We start from the raw sequence: 16517 nt of genomic DNA, 5'->3' as shown, positions 1-16517 counted from the left end.
ACACCGTCCTGTGAGGCGGAGAAGGGAGCGGCCGATGAGCATGCGCACTGTGCTGCACGAAGCCGACATCTCACGAGCGCTGACCCGTATCGCGCACGAGATCCTCGAATCCAATCGAGGATCCGAGAACCTCGTCCTGCTGGGCATTCCGACCCGCGGCGTCACTCTCGCTCATCGCCTGGGCACCCTGATCAGCGAGATCGCGCAGCAATCCGTCCCGGTCGGAGCGCTCGATGTCACGCTCTTCCGCGACGACCTCGCCAAGCACCCGACCCGGTCCCCGCAGCCCACCGAGATCCCGGTCGGCGGCATCGACGGCAAAACCGTGGTGCTCGTCGACGACGTCCTCTTCTCCGGTCGCAGCATCCGCGCCGCGTTGGACGCGATCCAGTCGATCGGACGCCCCTCCGTCGTGCGACTGGCGATCCTGGTCGACCGGGGGCACCGTGAGCTTCCGATCCGCCCCGACTATATCGGCAAGAACATCCCCTCGGCCCGCACCGAGCGCGTCAACGTTCGTCTCCTCGAGAACGATGGCGCCGAGGAGGTGACGATCGGCGAATGAGACACCTCCTCGACACCCGTACCCTCGACAGGGCGACTGCCCTTCGCATCCTCGACGTCGCCGAGGACATGTCCGACACGCAGTCGCGTGAGGTCAAGAAGCTCCCCACGCTGCGCGGCAAGACGGTCGTGAACCTCTTCTTCGAGGACTCGACCCGGACGCGCATCTCATTCGAAGCCGCAGCCAAGCGGCTCTCCGCCGACGTCATCAACTTCGCGGCGAAGGGCTCGAGCGTCTCGAAGGGCGAGAGCCTGAAGGACACCGCGCAGACGCTGGAGGCCATCGGCGCAGACGCTGTCGTCGTCCGCCATCCCGGCTCCGGCGCCCCGCAGACCCTCGCCACCAGCGGCTGGATCTCGGCCGGTGTGGTCAATGCCGGCGACGGCACCCACGAGCACCCGACGCAGGCACTGCTCGACGCATTCACCATCCGCAAGCGCCGCTTCGGCGCCGAGAGCCGCGGTCGCGACCTCAGCGGTCTGCGGGTCGTCATCGTCGGCGACGTGCTGCACTCGCGGGTCGCCCGCTCCAACGTCTGGCTGCTCACCACGCTCGGCGCGGAGGTCACTCTGGTCGCGCCGCCCACCCTGGTTCCGCAGAACGTGTCCCTCTGGCCGGTCCGCGTCGTCTACGACCTCGATCAGGCGCTGGCTGAAGACCCGGACGCGGTGATGATGCTGCGCATCCAGCTGGAACGGATGAACGCCGCATATTTCCCGACTGAGCGGGAGTATTCCCGTCGCTGGGGTCTGGACGCGCGGCGTGTGGCAGGCCTTCCGGCAGGTAGCATTGTGATGCACCCCGGACCCATGAACCGGGGACTGGAGATCTCCTCGGAAGCAGCCGATTCCCCCCGCTCGACGGTGCTGGAACAGGTCACGAACGGGGTATCCGTCCGCATGGCGGTGCTGTACCTGCTGCTGGCAGGAGAACGAGACGACGAACGAGGGGGAGACCTGTGAACGAGACCCTCGTCATCACCGGTGCACAGCTGCTCGGTGCCGAGAGCGCCGACATCATCATCGAAGACGGCCGGATCGCCGAGATCGGCACCGGGCTGAAGCGCTCCGGCGCCCGCGTCATCGACGCGGCGGGGCTCGTCGCCCTGCCGGGCCTGGTCGACCTGCACACGCACCTGCGGGAGCCGGGCTACGAGGCATCGGAGACGATCCTCACCGGCACGAGGGCTGCGGCCGCCGGTGGTTTCACCGCCGTCTTCGCGATGCCCAACACCTCGCCGGTCGCCGATACCGCGGGTGTGGTAGAGCAGGAGCTCGCGCTCGGAGAAGCGGCCGGCTACGCCACGGTGCAGCCCATCGGTGCCGTCACGGTGGGCCAGAAGGGCGAGCGGCTCGCTGAGCTGGGCGCGATGGCGACGTCCCGCGCACAGGTCCGCGTCTTCAGCGATGACGGCTTCTGCGTGTTCGACCCGCTCATCATGCGCCGCGCACTGGAGTACGTGAAGTCGTTCGACGGTGTCATCGCCCAGCATGCGCAGGACCCCCGTCTCACCGAGGGCGCGCAGATGAACGAGGGCACGGTGTCGGCCGAGCTGGGCCTCGCCGGCTGGCCCGCAGCCGCCGAGGAATCGATCATCGCCCGCGACGTCTTGCTTGCCGAGCACGTCGGCTCGCGACTGCACGTCTGCCACCTCTCGACCGCCGGTTCCGTGGACATCATCCGCTGGGCCAAGAAACGCGGCATCAACGTCACGGCCGAGGTCACCCCGCATCACCTGCTGCTGACCGACGAGCTCGTCCGCGGATATGACGCGCGCTACAAGGTCAACCCGCCGCTGCGTCGGGCAGAGGATGTGCTCGCCGTGCGCGAGGGCCTCGCCGACGGCACGATCGACATCGTCGCCACCGACCACGCACCGCACCCGAGCGAGCACAAGGCGTGCGAGTGGCAGGCCGCCGCGAACGGCATGGTCGGTCTCGAGAGCGCGCTTCGCGTCGTGCACCAGTCGATGGTGCAGACCGGCCTGCTCGAGTGGGCCGACATCGCGCGGGTGATGAGTGCGGCACCGGCCCAGATCGGGCGGCTCGCCGGACACGGCACGCCGCTCGAGGTCGGACAGCCCGCCCAGATCACTCTGTACGACGCCTCGGTCGACGGCGTCTTCACCGAGGCCGACCTCCACGGTCGGAGCGTCAACTCGCCGTACCTCGGCCGCGCTCTCCCCGGACGGGTGGAGTACACGATCCACGGCGGCATCCTCACGGTCGACGGCGGCAGCGTCGTCGAGGAGCTTCGCGCATGAGCGCTCGGGATCTGGCCGTCGCGATCACGATCGCGTTCGCACTCCTCGTGCTGCTGGTCATGCTCCTCGCCTGGCGACGACGAATCCGCCGCGATTCCGCGTTCACGGCCCCGCTGGGTGTCCCTGAGCACGCAGAGGTCGCCCGCCGCGACGAGGTGCTGTACGTGTCGACGACACGGCACGAGCAGCCGCTCGAGCGTCTCGCGGTGTCGCCCCTCGCGTACCGGGCACGCGGCGAGCTCGCGCTCACGGATCGCGGTATCGCCCTCTGCCTCGACGGCGCACCGACGGTCTTCCTGGCGAAGGACCGGCTCGTCGCCATCGACCGCGCCACGGTCACGATCGACCGTGTCGTGGAGCCCGGCGGTCTCGTGCGCATCGCCTGGAGCATCGACGACGACACGATCGTCGACAGCTACCTGCGCCTCGCCACCGGCGACCCCAAGAACCTCATCTCCGACCTGCAGCGGCTCGTCCCCGCCGCCCCCTACACAGGAGCAACGTCATGACACTCTCGACAAACTCCGGGCAGACCCCCGCTGCCCAGCTTCCCGATCCCGCCGTCCTCGTCCTGGAAGACGGCACCCGCCACACCGGACGCGCGTACGGCGCTCGCGGGCGCACTCTCGGTGAGGTCGTCTTCGCCACCGGCATGTCCGGATACCAGGAGACGATCACAGACCCGTCGTACGCGGGACAGATCGTGCTGCAGACCGCGCCGCACATCGGCAACACCGGCATGAATGACGAAGACGCCGAGTCGCGCCGCATCTGGGTCGCGGGCTACATCGTGCGCGACCCCTCGCGCGTCGTGTCGAACTGGCGCGCGAACGCCTCCCTCGACGACGTGCTCGTGGAGGACGGCATCGTGGGGATCAGCGGTATCGACACGCGGTCGATCACCCGCCACATCCGCTCTGCCGGCTCCATGCGCGGCGGCATCTTCTCCGGTGCCGACGCGGCGCTCGACCCCGATGAGCAGGTGCGCATCGTCCGCGAAGCGCCCGAGATGGCAGGACGCAACCTGTCGGCCGAGGTCTCGGTCGACGTCGCGACCGTGACGACCGCCATGGGGGAGCGGATCGGCAACCTCGCCGTGCTCGACCTCGGCGTCAAGCAGGCGACGATCGACAACCTCGCCGCGCGCGGCTTCGAGGTGCACGTGCTCCCACAGAGCGTCACGATCGACGAGATCCGGGCGGTCGACCCTGTCGCCGTCTTCTACTCGAACGGGCCCGGCGATCCCGCGGCCTCCGGCGACCACGTCGAGCTGCTGCGCTCGGTCCTCGATGACGGCCTTCCGTTCTTCGGGATCTGCTTCGGCAACCAGCTGCTCGGTCGTGCGCTGGGTCTCGGCACCTACAAGCTGCCGTTCGGTCACCGCGGCATCAACCAGCCGGTGCTGGACAAGCAGACCGGCAAGGTCGAGATCACCGCCCACAACCACGGCTTCGCGGTCGAGGCTCCGATCGAGGGCACCTTCGACAGCCCGAACGGCTACGGCAAGGTCGAGGTCAGTCACGTCGGCCTCAACGACAACGTGGTCGAGGGGCTCCGCGCTCTCGACATCCCCGCCTTCTCGGTGCAGTACCACCCCGAGGCGGCAGCGGGCCCGCACGACGCCAACTACCTCTTCGACAGGTTCCGCGACCTGGTCATCGCAAGCCAGAAGGACTCCAAGTAATGCCCAAGCGCGACGACATCAAATCCGTCCTCGTCATCGGCTCCGGCCCGATCGTCATCGGTCAGGCCTGCGAGTTCGACTACTCAGGCACCCAGGCGTGCCGTGTGCTGCGCGAGGAGGGCGTCCGGGTCATCCTGGTCAACTCCAACCCGGCCACCATCATGACCGACCCCGACTTCGCCGATGCCACGTACATCGAGCCGATCACGTGGCAGGTCATCGAGACGATCATCGCCAAAGAGCGTCCCGACGCGATCCTGCCGACACTCGGTGGCCAGACCGCGCTGAATGCTGCGATCGAGCTGCACAATCACGGCATCCTCGAGAAGTACGACGTCGAGCTCATCGGCGCCAGCTTTGAGGCGATCAACAAGGGCGAGGACCGCCAGATCTTCAAGCAGCTGGTGCTCGACGCCGGTGCCGACGTGGCGGACTCCCGGATCGCGCACACGATGGACGAGGTACTCGCCGCGGCCGGCGAGCTCGGCTACCCGGTGGTCGTCCGCCCCAGCTTCACGATGGGCGGCCTGGGCTCCGGCTTCGCCTATGACGAGAAAGACCTGCGTCGTATCGCCGGCGCGGGCCTGCGCGACTCGCCCACGACCGAGGTGCTCCTGGAGGAGTCGATCCTCGGCTGGAAGGAGTACGAGCTCGAGCTCATGCGCGACACGGCCGACAACACGGTCGTCGTCTGCTCGATCGAGAACGTCGACCCGGTCGGGGTGCATACGGGCGACTCGATCACGGTCGCGCCCGCACTGACTCTCACCGACCGCGAGTACCAGAAGATGCGCGACATCGGCATCGACATCATCCGCGCCGTCGGGGTCGACACCGGAGGCTGCAACATCCAGTTCGCGGTCGACCCCTCGAACGGGCGCATCATCGTCATCGAGATGAACCCGCGCGTCTCGCGGTCCAGCGCCCTGGCATCCAAGGCCACCGGCTTCCCGATCGCGAAGCTCGCGGCCAAGTTGGCGCTCGGATACCGTCTGGACGAGATCCCGAACGACATCACGGGTGTGACGCCGGCGAGCTTCGAGCCGACGCTCGACTACGTGGTCGTCAAGGTTCCGCGCTTCGCGTTCGAGAAGTTCCCGGCCGCCGACGCGACCCTCACCACGACCATGAAGTCGGTCGGCGAGGCCATGGCGATCGGCCGCAACTACGCGACCGCGCTGCAGAAGGCGCTCCGCTCGCTGGAGAAGCGCGGATCGATCTTCCACTGGGGTACGGAAGATCGCTCGATGGAAGAGCTTCTCGAGATCTCGAAGATCCCCACCGACGGCCGCATCGTCACGCTGCAGCAGGCGCTGCGCAAAGGCGCGACCATCGAGCAGGCCTTCGAGGCGACCGCGATCGATCCCTGGTTCCTCGACCAGATCGTCCTGATCAACGAGGTCGCCGAGATCGTCCGCTCAGCCCCCGAGTTGGATGCCGCCACGCTCCGCTACGCCAAGGAGCATGGCTTCTCGGACGCGCAGCTCGCTGAGCTCCGTGGCACGACCGAGGCAGAGGTGCGCGGCGTCCGCCACGGCCTCGGCGTCCGCCCGGTCTTCAAGACGGTCGACACCTGCGCCGGAGAGTTCCCGGCTCTGACGCCGTATCACTACTCCAGCTACGACTTCGAGACCGAGGTCGCCCCGTCCGATCGCACCAAGGTCGTCATCATCGGCTCCGGCCCGAACCGCATCGGGCAGGGTGTCGAGTTCGACTACTCGTGCGTGCATGCCTCGTTCGCGCTGTCGGACGCCGGGTTCGAGACCGTCATGGTCAACTGCAACCCGGAGACCGTGTCGACCGACTACGACACCTCCGACCGCCTGTACTTCGAGCCGCTGACGCTCGAAGACGTGCTGGAGGTGCTCGACGCGGAAGCAGCCAGCGGAACCATCCTCGGAGTCGTGTGCCAGCTGGGCGGCCAGACGCCGCTCGGACTCGCGAAGGGCATCGAGGCCGCCGGTTACACCGTTCTCGGTACCAGCCCTGAGGCGATCGACCTGGCCGAGGAGCGCGAGCTCTTCTCCCGACTGCTCGACGAGGCAGGTCTGGTCGCACCGCGCAACGGCACCGCGATCGACGCGGACGGCGCCGTGCGCATCGCCGAGGAGATCGGCTACCCGGTGCTGGTGCGTCCGAGCTTCGTGCTCGGGGGCCGCGGCATGGAGATCGTGTACGACACCGCCTCGCTGCGTGACTACTTCGTGCGCACCGCCGGCGAGGTCATCATCGAAGAGGGCAAGCCGCTCCTGGTGGACCGCTTCCTCGACGACGCGATCGAGCTCGATGTCGACGCGCTCTACGACGGTACCGACCTGTACATCGGCGGCGTCATGGAGCACCTCGAAGAGGCGGGTATCCACTCGGGCGACTCCAGCTGCACGCTGCCGCCGGTCTCGCTCGGCCGCACCGACGTCGATCGTGTGCGCGAGGCGACCCTCGCGATCGCGAAGGGCGTGGGAGTGCGCGGGCTGCTAAACGTGCAGTTCGCCATCAGCGCCGGGGTGCTCTACGTCATCGAGGCGAACCCTCGCGCCAGCCGTACCGTGCCCTTCGTCTCGAAGGCGCTCGGGATCCCGATGGCGAAGGCCGCGAGTCGCATCATGACGGGTTCCACGATCGCTGAGCTGCGCGCCGAGGGCATGCTGCCGGAGCAGGACGGCTCGCGTGTTCCGCTCGACGCCCCGGTCTCGGTCAAGGAGGCCGTGCTGCCGTTCAAGCGGTTCCGCACCGCCGACGGCAAGACCGTCGATTCCGTGCTCGGCCCGGAGATGCGCTCCACCGGCGAGGTCATGGGCATCGACCGCGATTTCCCGACCGCCTTCGCGAAGAGTCAGGCCGCAGCCTACGGCGGCATGCCCACGTCGGGGACCGTGTTCATCTCGGTCGCCGACTCGGACAAGCGCGCCGTGATCCTCCCGGCGCACCGACTGCAGCAGCTCGGGTTCACGATCGTCGCTACGGAGGGAACCGCCGAGATCCTCTCCCGCAACGGCATCGCCGTCACCGTCGTCGAGAAGTACAGCGAGACGCAGGAGTCGGGGGCGAAGAACATCGTCGACCTGATCAACGAGGGCGCGATCGACATCGTCGTGAACACTCCGTCAGGCGGGGCCGCCCGTGCCGACGGGTATGAGATCCGCGCAGCGGCAGTGGCCGCCGACAAGGCACTGTTCACCACGATGGCGGTGCTCGGCGCCGCAGTGAGCGGGATGGACGCCGCCCACGAGGGCTTCCAGGTCAAGAGCCTCCAGGAGTACGCACTGGACCGGAAGGCGGCACTGTGAGCGAACGCTTCGGCGAGCGGGTCCGAGCCGCGCTGCACGCGCGGGGACCGCTCTGCGTCGGAATCGACCCCCACGCCGCGCTGCTCGCGGCGTGGGGGCTGACCGCCGATGCGCAGGGCGTCCGCGAGTTCGGATTGCGCACGGTCGAGGCGGCCGCGGGACGGGTCGGTTTCGTGAAGCCCCAGGTCTCGTTCTTCGAGCGTTTCGGGTCTGCGGGCATCGCGACCCTGGAAGAGGTCCTCGCCGCGTCTCGCGCGGCCGGCCTGATCGTCATCGCTGATGCCAAGCGCGGCGACATCGGCTCGACGATGGACGACTACGCCCGTGCCTGGCTCACTCCGGGTTCCCCTCTGGAGGCGGATGCTCTCACTGTGAGTCCCTTCCTCGGAGTGGGTGCTCTGGATGGGACCTTCACCCTCGCGGAGAAGTACGGGAAGGGCGTGTTCGTGCTCGCCGCGACCAGCAACCCCGAGGCTGAAGGGCTGCAGCGCTCCACCGGTTCCACTGACGCGACGGTGTCGGCGTCGGTCATCGCCGAGGTCTCCGCGCGCAACGCCGAACTCTCTGCGGCAGGGGAGTGGGGGAGCTTCGGCTTCGTCATCGGCGCGACCGTCGACTGGACACAGGCGGGTATCGAGCCCTTCGCTCCGGCGGCGCCCATCCTCGCCCCGGGCTTCGGTGCTCAGGGGGCGACGCCCGCCGATCTCCGCCCCCGGTTCGGTGAGATGTCTGCTGCGGTGATCGCGAGCGAGAGCCGCAGCATCCTCTCCGCCGGCCCTGCTGATCTGCCCGAGGCGATCTCCGCACGGGCCTCCGAGTATCTCGAGGTGGCCGGTGTCTGACGCTCAGCGCACGGTTCCCGAGGTCGACAGAGCCGCGGCCGCCCGCCGCGCTGTCGAGCGCCGCCGCGCCAGAGCCTCGGTCAAACGCGACCTCACGATGCGCGTGGTGACACCGCAGACGGTCCTCCATCGCGCGTCGGCGGATGCCGACTCCGTCGAGGGTTCGATGCGCATCACCGACTTCCTGCTGGCTCTCCCGGCGATCGGCGCCGGCAAGCGCGACCGCGTTCTCGAAGAGCTGCACATCTCCCCGGTCAAGCGTCTCGGTGGTCTCGGTGCCCGCCAGCGCCGGGTGCTGGAGACGTGGCTCGACTCCCGCTTCCCGGTGCCGACCCCTCGCGATGCGCGGAGCCGGCTGCTGGTTCTCGCCGGCCCCACCGCCGTGGGGAAGGGGACGGTCGCCGCGCACATCCGCGAGAATAACCCGGAGATCCACCTGTCGGTATCGGCGACGACCCGACCTCCGCGGCCGGGTGAGATCGACGGCGTGCACTACTACTTCGTGGACGACGCCGAGTTCGACCGGCTCATCGCCGACGACGAGCTGCTCGAGTACGCCGTGGTGCACAACCGATCCCGCTACGGCACGCCGCGCGCACCGATCGACGCCGCGCTGGCCGAGGGCAAGACGGTCCTGCTCGAGATCGATCTGCAGGGCGCACGTCAGGTTCGGCGCGCCGAGCCGTCGGCGACGCTGATCTTCCTGCTGCCCCCGAGCTGGGACGAACTCGTGCATCGACTGGTCGGACGAGGCACGGAAGATGCCGAGGAACGGGCCAGACGACTGCGCACCGCGAAGGTCGAACTCGCCGCTCAGAACGAGTTCGATCACCTCGTCGTGAACGAGGACGTCGCCACGGCGGCTCGCGAGGTCGTAGAATTGTCTACAAGCTCTGCGCGCTGAGCGTCTTCGCGCGCCTTTCGCACCGTCTTCGCGACGATCTCGTCGCCTGATCAGGAGGTCTCATCATGGCCGGACACAACAACGGAATCATCGATCCCCCCATCGACAACCTGCTCGACCGCGTCGACTCGAAGTACGAGCTCGTGATCTACGCCGCCAAGCGCGCGCGCCAGATCAACGACTACTACTCCGACCTGCACGAGGGAAACCTCTTCGACAACGTCGGCCCGCTCGTGGACTCCTCGGTCGAGGACAAGCCGCTCACCATCGCGCTGCACGAGATCAACGAGGACAAACTCCGCCTGCGTCACGCAGAGTGATATTCGAGACCGCGCCTCCCGTCTGTCGGAGGCGCGGTCCAGAATGGGTGCAACACCCTCCTTCCGTCCGTCCCGTTCTGGAGTATCGATGAGCGCCTTGCGTCTGTTCACGTCCGAGTCCGTCACCGAAGGGCACCCGGACAAGATCTGCGACCAGATCTCGGACAGCATCCTCGACGGCCTCATCGCGAAGGACAAGGGTTCTCGCGTCGCGGTCGAGACGCTCGTCACGACGGGCCTCGTGCATGTGGCGGGTGAGATCCGCACCGACGCCTACGTCGACATCCCCACGATCGTCCGCCAGGTCGTGAACGGGATCGGCTACACCTCCAGCGACACCGGTTTCGATGGTTCTTCCTGCGGCGTCAGCGTCTCGGTGGGGGAGCAGTCGACTGACATCGCCCACGGTGTCGACAGCGCGCAGGAGCACCGCGACGGATCATCCGTCGACCCGCTCGATGCCCTCGGCGCCGGCGACCAGGGCATCATGTTCGGTTTCGCGACGAACGAGACCCCGCAGCTCATGCCGATGGCCGCGTGGACTGCACACCGTCTCGCTGAGCGTCTCACCGAGGTGCGTCGCAGTGGTGCACTGCCGTTCCTGCGCCCCGACGGCAAGACCCAGGTCACGCTCGGCTACGACGGCTTCACGCCGAAGACGGTCGACGCGGTCGTGGTCTCCACTCAGCACCACCCGGAGATCTCTCAGGAAGAGCTCCAGGCGCAGGTCCGCGAGCACGTGATCGACCCGGTGCTCGAGACGACAGGCCTCGACCTCGATGACGTCACCTTCTACATCAATCCCGCTGGTCCCTTCGTGACCGGTGGCCCCAAGGGTGATGCCGGTCTCACCGGACGCAAGATCATCATCGACACCTATGGGGGAGCAGCACGCCATGGCGGCGGTGCCTTCAGCGGCAAAGACCCCTCCAAGGTCGATCGTTCCGGTGCCTACGCGACCCGGTGGGTGGCGAAGAACGCGGTGGCAGCGGGCCTCGCAGATCGCCTCGAAGTTCAGGTCGCCTACGCGATCGGCGTCGCTCGGCCCGTCGGGCTGTACGTCGAATCGTTCGGCACCGGCAAGGTGTCTGACGAAGCCATCACCCGTGCGATCAACGAGGTGTTCGACCTGCGTCCTCAGGCCATCATCGAGCAGCTCGACCTGCTGCGCCCGATCTACGCCCAGACGGCCGCCTACGGGCACTTCGGCCGCGAGCTCCCCGACTTCACCTGGGAGCGCACCGACCGCGCCGAAGAGCTGCGCCGCGCTGCCGGGCTCTGATGGGACCGCGGTCCTGATGCCTCCGGAGAGCCGGCGCATCGCGCGCGTGCTCCTCGATTCGCCCCTGCCGCAGCTCGACCGACTGTTCGACTACGCCCTTCCGGCGGCGTTGGGCGACGTGCCCCTGGGCGTCCGCGTGCAGGTGCCGCTGCGTACCGCAGGGCGGATGGTCGACGGCTACGTCGTCGAGATCGACACCGAGGACGACGCCGACCGGGCGCTCTCGGAGGTCGAGAGCGTGGTATCCACGGTGCCGGTGCTCCCGGAACGACTGCACACCCTCGCGCGACGTGTCGCGGATCGGGCCGCCGGTTCCGCCTCCGACGTGCTGCGACTGGTGATCCCGAAACGTCAAGTGCGCGTGGAGAAGGCCTGGACCCGCGACACACCGGCCGCGACACCCGATGCAGAGGCACTCGTGCTCGCGGAAGACACCGTCAGCCTTTACGAAGGCCTCGATGCCGTCCTCGACTCGGGCGGTCGTGCGGCAGTGGAGGCGATTCCCCAGCTGGTCGACGCAGTGCAGGGATGGGCGAGGCTGCTGGCATCCTCCGCGGCGCGGATGCTCGCCGCCGGCAAGTCGTCGATCATCGTCGTCCCCGACAGCCGAGACCTCGACCGACTCCTGGTCGCGCTCGAGACGCTCGTTCCTGCCGAGGCGGTGGTGCGTCACGACTCCCGGCAGACCAACCCCGACCGCTATCGCGGCTTCCTGCGCACTCTCGAAGATGCCCCGTGCATCGTGGTGGGAAACCGCTCGGCCGTCTACTCTCCGGTCGTAGCGGGCCTGGTGGCGCTCTGGGACGACGGCGACCCGCTTCTGGGGGAGCAGCTGGCCCCCTATGTCAACGCGCGAGATGCGGCGCTGCTTCGGCAGGAGCTCGAGGGCTCAGCGCTCCTGTTCGCCGGGCACACCCGCACCACCGATGTGGAGCGTCTCGTCGTCCTCGGTTGGCTGCACGACGTCAGGGCAGCGCGCCGCGTGCTCCCGCGCGTGGTTCTCAGCACACCGCAGGAGATGGAGCAGCCCACGGCGCAGCGGATGCCGTCGTCCGCATTCCTCGCCGCCCGCAACGCGGCCGCAGAGGGGCCGGTGCTCGTGCAGGTCTCGCGGCCGGGGTTCTCTCCGTCACTGGTGTGCGCGGAGTGCCGGGCTCCGGCCCGATGCGCCCACTGCGGCGGTCCTCTCGGCGCGAAGCATCGTGGCGCCGTCCCCGTGTGCGGGTGGTGCGGTCGCGCGGCGAGTGCCTGGGCGTGCTCTTCCTGCTCTTCCACGAAGCTGCGCCTCGCCTCGTCAGGGAGCGAGCGCACCGCTGACGAACTCGGTAGGGCGTTCCCCGGTGTGCGCGTGATCGTCGCGGACGGCGCGCACCCGGTGGAGCGTGTCCCTGCCAAACCTGCGCTGGTGGTCGCGACCCGCGGCGCAGAACCGATCGCCGAAGGCGGTTACCGCGCAGTCGTCCTCCTCGACGGCCCGCGAATGCTCCAGGCGCCCGATCTGCGTGTCGCCGAGTCCTGTCTGCGCTGGTGGTCGAACGCCGCTGCGCTGGCGGCGCCCGGTGCCCCCATCCATCTCGTCGGAGTGAACGGTGCAGTGGCCAAGGCGCTGGCGACGTGGAACCATGCCGCCCATGCCCGATCCGAGCTCGAGAGCAGAGCCCCTCTGCACATGCCCCCGACGACCCGGGTCGCGCTGGTCCAGGGCTCGGTTCTCGCGGTCGGCAACGCTCTCGCCGCCCTCTCCGAACTCGCCCTGCCTCCGGGCGCGGTGCTCGGCCCGGTCCCCGTCGAATCAGATGACGTCCCACCCCGCGTGCGGGCGCTCGTCAGGTTCGACTACGGCGCGGGGCCCCGCGTGGCCACAGCGCTGCGCGCGGCCGTGGTCGCCGAGGCCGTGAGCGGCCGCCGCAGAAAGGGGCGTGCGACCAAGAGCACGCTCTCCGTCCGCCTCGATATCCTCGAACCAGAGCTCTGACCCTTCCGGAGAACCTTCATGCGCCTCGTCTTCGCCGGCACACCATCCGCCGCCGTGCCCACACTCCGTCTTCTCGCGGCGTCCCACGACATCGCTGCGGTCGTCACACGACCTGACGCGCCACTCGGGCGTCGTCGCGTGCTGACCCCGTCTCCCGTGGCCCAGGCCGCCGTGGAACTGGGGCTCCCCGTCATCAAGACCGCCCGACTCGACGATGCCGCGACCGCGGACATCTCGGCCCTGCAGGTGGAGCTCGGTGTGATCGTGGCTTACGGCGGGCTGGTGCGCGAGCCTCTGCTCTCTGCGCCGACGGCTGGCTGGATCAACCTGCACTTCTCGCTGCTTCCTGCCTGGCGTGGAGCCGCGCCCGTCCAGCGTGCGCTGATCGCCGGAGACGAGGTGCTCGGCGCCAGCGTCTTCCAACTCGTCGCTGAGCTCGATGCCGGCGACGTCTTCGCCAAGCGTGAGGTCGACGTCGTCGCGACGGCGACAGCCGGCGAGGCGCTCGAGGCCCTCGCGGTGGATGGAGCAGAGCTCACAGCCGACGTCGTGTCCGCGATCGCGGACGGCACGGCGAAAGCGGTGCCCCAGAGGGGAACGCCGACCTTCGCCGCGAAGCTCACGCTCGCCGACGGACTGCTCGATTGGAACCAGTCGCTCGACGCCGTGTTCGCCCGTTTCCGCGGGGTCACTCCCGAGCCCGGCGCGCACACGACCGTCGGAGGGCAGCCGCTCAAGGTGCTCGAGGCCGTGCCCGCCCCGGATGCCGAACCACTGGCACCCGGGCGCTTCCGCGGAACCAAGACCGCACTCCAGATCGGCACGGCCACCGGAGCATTGGCCGTCTCACGGCTCCAGCCGGCAGGCAAGGGAGCGATGAACGCGGTCGACTGGTGGCGCGGACAGCGCGGCGGCGAAGAGCTGCAGGCCGGATCATGAGCGACGAGGGACGGAACAAGCGGTCGTCGCAGGCGCACGGTCGACGCGCCCCACGACACGGCGATGGCGACGGGCGGCGCTCCGAGCAGCGTGGGCCTACACGGACGGTACAACCGGCGAGACGTGTGGCCTACGACGTGTTGCGAGCCGTCTCAGAGACGGACGCCTACGCGAACCTGGTGCTTCCCTCCGCCATCGCGGACGCGCGACTCAACCCGCAGGATGCCGCACTCGCGACCGAGCTCACCTACGGCACACTGCGTCGACTCGGTACCTATGACGCGATCATCGCAGCTGCGGCCGATCGCCCGGCCGACAGCATCGATTCAGCCGTGCTCGATGCGCTGCGACTCGCGGTTCACCAGCTGTTCGCCACGCGCGTCGCGTCGCATGCGGCGGTGAACGAGTCGGTGAACCTCGTCGCACTGGCATCCGGCCGTGGGGCCTCGAGCTTCGCGAACGCGGTTCTTCGTCGCATCACGCGGGATTCGGCCGAGCAGTGGCAGGAGCGGATCGAAGAGCAGGCGCGGTCGGATGACGAGAAGCTGGCGCTGCGGTCCGCGCATCCGGTCTGGGTGATCAGGGCCCTGCGTCGTGCACTGACCGCCGAGGGGCGTGGCGATGAACTGGAAGCGCTGCTCGAGGCCGACAACGCCTCGCCAGAGGTGACTCTCGTCGCGCTGCCGGGTCTGGCAGAGCCGGGTGAGCCCCATCTTCCCTACGCGCCCACTGCGTTCGTCTCCCCTGGGGGCGACCCGCGCCGGTCGGTCGAGGCGTCCGGTGGCACGATCCGCGTGCAGGACGAGGGCTCCCAGCTGGTGGCCCTCGCGCTGGCCGGCGCCATGCCCATCACCGCGGGGGAGCGGTGGCTCGACCTCTGCGCCGGTCCCGGCGGCAAGACCGCACTGCTCGCTGCGATCGCCCGCGAACAAGACGTCACGCTCGAGGCGAACGAGGTCGTCCCCGTGCGTGCGCGCCTGGTGCGCAAAGCCCTCAGGGCGGTCCCCGGCGAAGTGGTCGTGCACGAGCAGGACGGCCGTGAACTCGGCGCCGCACGCATCGGAGAGTTCGACCGCATCCTCGTGGATGCCCCGTGCACGGGTCTCGGCGCGCTGCGTCGTCGTCCGGAGGCGCGCTGGCGCAAGACGCCGGCCGACGTCGCCGAGCTGGTTCCGCTGCAGGTGGAGCTGCTCTCCGCGGCGCTGGATGCCCTCGCACCCGGCGGGATCGTCGCCTACGTCACGTGCTCCCCGCATCTCGCCGAGACGACCGGAGTGGTGAGAGAGGTGCTGCGCGAGCGCGCCGACGTCGTAGAGCTCGACGCTCGGGCGGTGATCGCCGACGTCGCATCGTCCCCGATCGACCTCGCCGAGGAGGGGCGCGCGGGCTCGGGTAGTGCCCAGCTCTGGCCGCACCGCCACGGTACCGACGCGATGTTCCTCGCGCTGCTGCAGCGCTCCGCAACGGTGAACACCTCAGGGAAGGAAGGGTAAGACCGTGGAACTGCCTCGCGCCCCGCGCATCAACCCGAGCATTCTGGCCGCCGACTTCGTGAACATGCAGGCCGATCTCGCCCGGATCGCCACCGCGGACTTCGCACACGTCGACGTGATGGACAACCACTTCGTGCCGAATCTCACGTTCGGCACCCAGATGGTCGAGCGGATCCAGGCGACCAGTCCGATCCCGCTCGATGTCCATCTGATGATCACCGACCCGGAGCGATGGGCTCCCGAGTATGCGGAGATCGGCGCGGCGAGCGTCACATTCCACCTCGAGGCCGCTGCGGATCCTGTCGCGCTCGCCCGTCGCCTGCGCGACATCGGCACGCGCGCCGGTGTCGCCGTGAAGCCGGCCACCCCCGTCGACTCGCTCTACGACGTGCTCGACGAGTTCGACCAGATCCTCGTGATGACCGTGGAACCGGGCTTCGGAGGTCAGGGATTCATGCCCGAGACGATGCCGAAGCTTCGCGCCCTCGCCGACGAGGCCCGACGGCGCGGATCGCAGGTCTGGCTCCAGGTCGACGGTGGCATCTCCGACCGTACGATCGAGATCGCAGCCGCTGCCGGGGCCGACACGTTCGTCGCGGGATCCGCCGTGTACGGCGCCGATGACGTCGAGGCAGCCGTCACCCGGCTGAGAGACCTCGCCCGAGCCGCTAGCCTGGAACCGTGAAGACTTTCGACGAGCTGTTCGCCGAGCTCAGCGTCAAGGCCGAGACCCGCCCAGAGGGATCCGGGACCGTCGCCGAGCTCGACGGCGGCGTGCACACGATCGGCAAGAAGATCGTCGAAGAGGCCGCCGAGGTGTGGATGGCGTCGGAGTACGAGTCCGACGAAGCCGCAGCCGAAGAGATCTCCCAGCTGCTCTATCACGTCCAGGTGATGATGCTCGCGAAGGGTCTCAGCCTGCAGGACGTCTACCGACATCTGTGATGCGCTCCGTTCCGATCC

At 68.7% G+C, this 16517-nt stretch carries 15 protein-coding genes; all 15 read left to right on the top strand.

Features of this window, described 5'->3' with window-relative positions:
* Positions 1 to 34: 34 nt before the first annotated feature.
* The 15 genes from pyrR (at position 35) to CQ040_RS02035 (ending at position 16499) form a co-directional block, all read left to right on the top strand.
* Positions 35 to 565, top strand: a complete 531-nt coding sequence (gene pyrR, locus CQ040_RS02105) for a bifunctional pyr operon transcriptional regulator/uracil phosphoribosyltransferase PyrR (RefSeq protein WP_028501830.1) — start codon at positions 35 to 37, stop codon at positions 563 to 565.
* The gene (locus CQ040_RS02100; protein ID WP_028501831.1) at positions 562 to 1527 is read left to right on the top strand and encodes an aspartate carbamoyltransferase catalytic subunit; all 966 of its coding nucleotides are present in this window, start codon (positions 562 to 564) and stop codon (positions 1525 to 1527) included. Before pyrR ends, CQ040_RS02100 begins: the two co-directional genes overlap by 4 nt.
* The gene (locus CQ040_RS02095) at positions 1524 to 2828 is read left to right on the top strand and encodes a dihydroorotase (protein ID WP_105525340.1); all 1305 of its coding nucleotides are present in this window, start codon (positions 1524 to 1526) and stop codon (positions 2826 to 2828) included. Before CQ040_RS02100 ends, CQ040_RS02095 begins: the two co-directional genes overlap by 4 nt.
* Positions 2825 to 3337, top strand: a complete 513-nt coding sequence (locus CQ040_RS02090; protein WP_105525341.1) for a hypothetical protein — start codon at positions 2825 to 2827, stop codon at positions 3335 to 3337. Before CQ040_RS02095 ends, CQ040_RS02090 begins: the two co-directional genes overlap by 4 nt.
* Complete coding sequence (gene carA / locus CQ040_RS02085; protein ID WP_105525342.1) at positions 3334 to 4512, top strand: glutamine-hydrolyzing carbamoyl-phosphate synthase small subunit; 1179 nt, start codon at positions 3334 to 3336, stop codon at positions 4510 to 4512. The genes CQ040_RS02090 and carA overlap by 4 nt, the downstream gene beginning before the upstream one ends.
* Positions 4512 to 7799 (top strand): carbamoyl-phosphate synthase large subunit, encoded by a 3288-nt coding sequence (carB, locus tag CQ040_RS02080; RefSeq protein ID WP_105525343.1) that lies wholly within the window; start codon positions 4512 to 4514, stop codon positions 7797 to 7799. The genes carA and carB overlap by 1 nt, the downstream gene beginning before the upstream one ends.
* Positions 7796 to 8641, top strand: a complete 846-nt coding sequence (gene pyrF / locus CQ040_RS02075) for an orotidine-5'-phosphate decarboxylase (protein ID WP_105525344.1) — start codon at positions 7796 to 7798, stop codon at positions 8639 to 8641. The genes carB and pyrF overlap by 4 nt, the downstream gene beginning before the upstream one ends.
* Positions 8634 to 9545, top strand: a complete 912-nt coding sequence (gmk, locus tag CQ040_RS02070; RefSeq protein WP_105525345.1) for a guanylate kinase — start codon at positions 8634 to 8636, stop codon at positions 9543 to 9545. The genes pyrF and gmk overlap by 8 nt, the downstream gene beginning before the upstream one ends.
* Before the next feature lie 65 nt (positions 9546 to 9610).
* The gene (gene rpoZ / locus CQ040_RS02065) at positions 9611 to 9865 is read left to right on the top strand and encodes a DNA-directed RNA polymerase subunit omega (RefSeq protein ID WP_017204385.1); all 255 of its coding nucleotides are present in this window, start codon (positions 9611 to 9613) and stop codon (positions 9863 to 9865) included.
* Positions 9866 to 9953: 88 nt separating this feature from the next.
* A complete protein-coding gene (gene metK, locus CQ040_RS02060) occupies positions 9954 to 11147 on the top strand; it encodes a methionine adenosyltransferase (RefSeq protein WP_105525346.1) in 1194 nt (397 codons plus the stop codon).
* 16 nt (positions 11148 to 11163) lie between these two features.
* The gene (locus CQ040_RS02055) at positions 11164 to 13122 is read left to right on the top strand and encodes a hypothetical protein (RefSeq protein ID WP_105525347.1); all 1959 of its coding nucleotides are present in this window, start codon (positions 11164 to 11166) and stop codon (positions 13120 to 13122) included.
* 18 nt (positions 13123 to 13140) lie between these two features.
* Positions 13141 to 14061 (top strand): methionyl-tRNA formyltransferase, encoded by a 921-nt coding sequence (gene fmt / locus CQ040_RS02050; protein ID WP_105525348.1) that lies wholly within the window; start codon positions 13141 to 13143, stop codon positions 14059 to 14061.
* Positions 14058 to 15554 (top strand): RsmB/NOP family class I SAM-dependent RNA methyltransferase, encoded by a 1497-nt coding sequence (locus tag CQ040_RS02045; protein ID WP_258131190.1) that lies wholly within the window; start codon positions 14058 to 14060, stop codon positions 15552 to 15554. The genes fmt and CQ040_RS02045 overlap by 4 nt, the downstream gene beginning before the upstream one ends.
* A 4-nt stretch (positions 15555 to 15558) precedes the next feature.
* On the top strand, positions 15559 to 16239 hold the full coding sequence (gene rpe / locus CQ040_RS02040) for a ribulose-phosphate 3-epimerase (RefSeq protein ID WP_105525350.1): 681 nt from the start codon (positions 15559 to 15561) through the stop codon (positions 16237 to 16239).
* Positions 16236 to 16499 (top strand): phosphoribosyl-ATP diphosphatase, encoded by a 264-nt coding sequence (locus CQ040_RS02035; protein ID WP_017202142.1) that lies wholly within the window; start codon positions 16236 to 16238, stop codon positions 16497 to 16499. Before rpe ends, CQ040_RS02035 begins: the two co-directional genes overlap by 4 nt.
* The last annotated feature ends 18 nt before the right edge of the window (positions 16500 to 16517 follow it).

Origin of the sequence: Microbacterium sp. MYb54, assembly GCF_002979515.1 — a bacterium.
Lineage (GTDB): Bacteria > Actinomycetota > Actinomycetes > Actinomycetales > Microbacteriaceae > Microbacterium.
The sequence above is the reverse complement of the archived record's forward strand: the minus strand, read 5'-3'. Positions and strand labels throughout refer to the sequence as shown.

Coding starts and splice junctions, on each gene's coding strand:
- pyrR (WP_028501830.1), top strand. CDS start 35: ATGAGCATGCGCACTGTGCTGCACGAAGCCGACATCTCACGAGCGCTG.
- CQ040_RS02100 (WP_028501831.1), top strand. CDS start 562: ATGAGACACCTCCTCGACACCCGTACCCTCGACAGGGCGACTGCCCTT.
- CQ040_RS02090 (WP_105525341.1), top strand. CDS start 2,825: ATGAGCGCTCGGGATCTGGCCGTCGCGATCACGATCGCGTTCGCACTC.
- carA (WP_105525342.1), top strand. CDS start 3,334: ATGACACTCTCGACAAACTCCGGGCAGACCCCCGCTGCCCAGCTTCCC.
- carB (WP_105525343.1), top strand. CDS start 4,512: ATGCCCAAGCGCGACGACATCAAATCCGTCCTCGTCATCGGCTCCGGC.
- rpoZ (WP_017204385.1), top strand. CDS start 9,611: ATGGCCGGACACAACAACGGAATCATCGATCCCCCCATCGACAACCTG.
- metK (WP_105525346.1), top strand. CDS start 9,954: ATGAGCGCCTTGCGTCTGTTCACGTCCGAGTCCGTCACCGAAGGGCAC.
- CQ040_RS02055 (WP_105525347.1), top strand. CDS start 11,164: ATGCCTCCGGAGAGCCGGCGCATCGCGCGCGTGCTCCTCGATTCGCCC.
- fmt (WP_105525348.1), top strand. CDS start 13,141: ATGCGCCTCGTCTTCGCCGGCACACCATCCGCCGCCGTGCCCACACTC.
- CQ040_RS02045 (WP_258131190.1), top strand. CDS start 14,058: ATGAGCGACGAGGGACGGAACAAGCGGTCGTCGCAGGCGCACGGTCGA.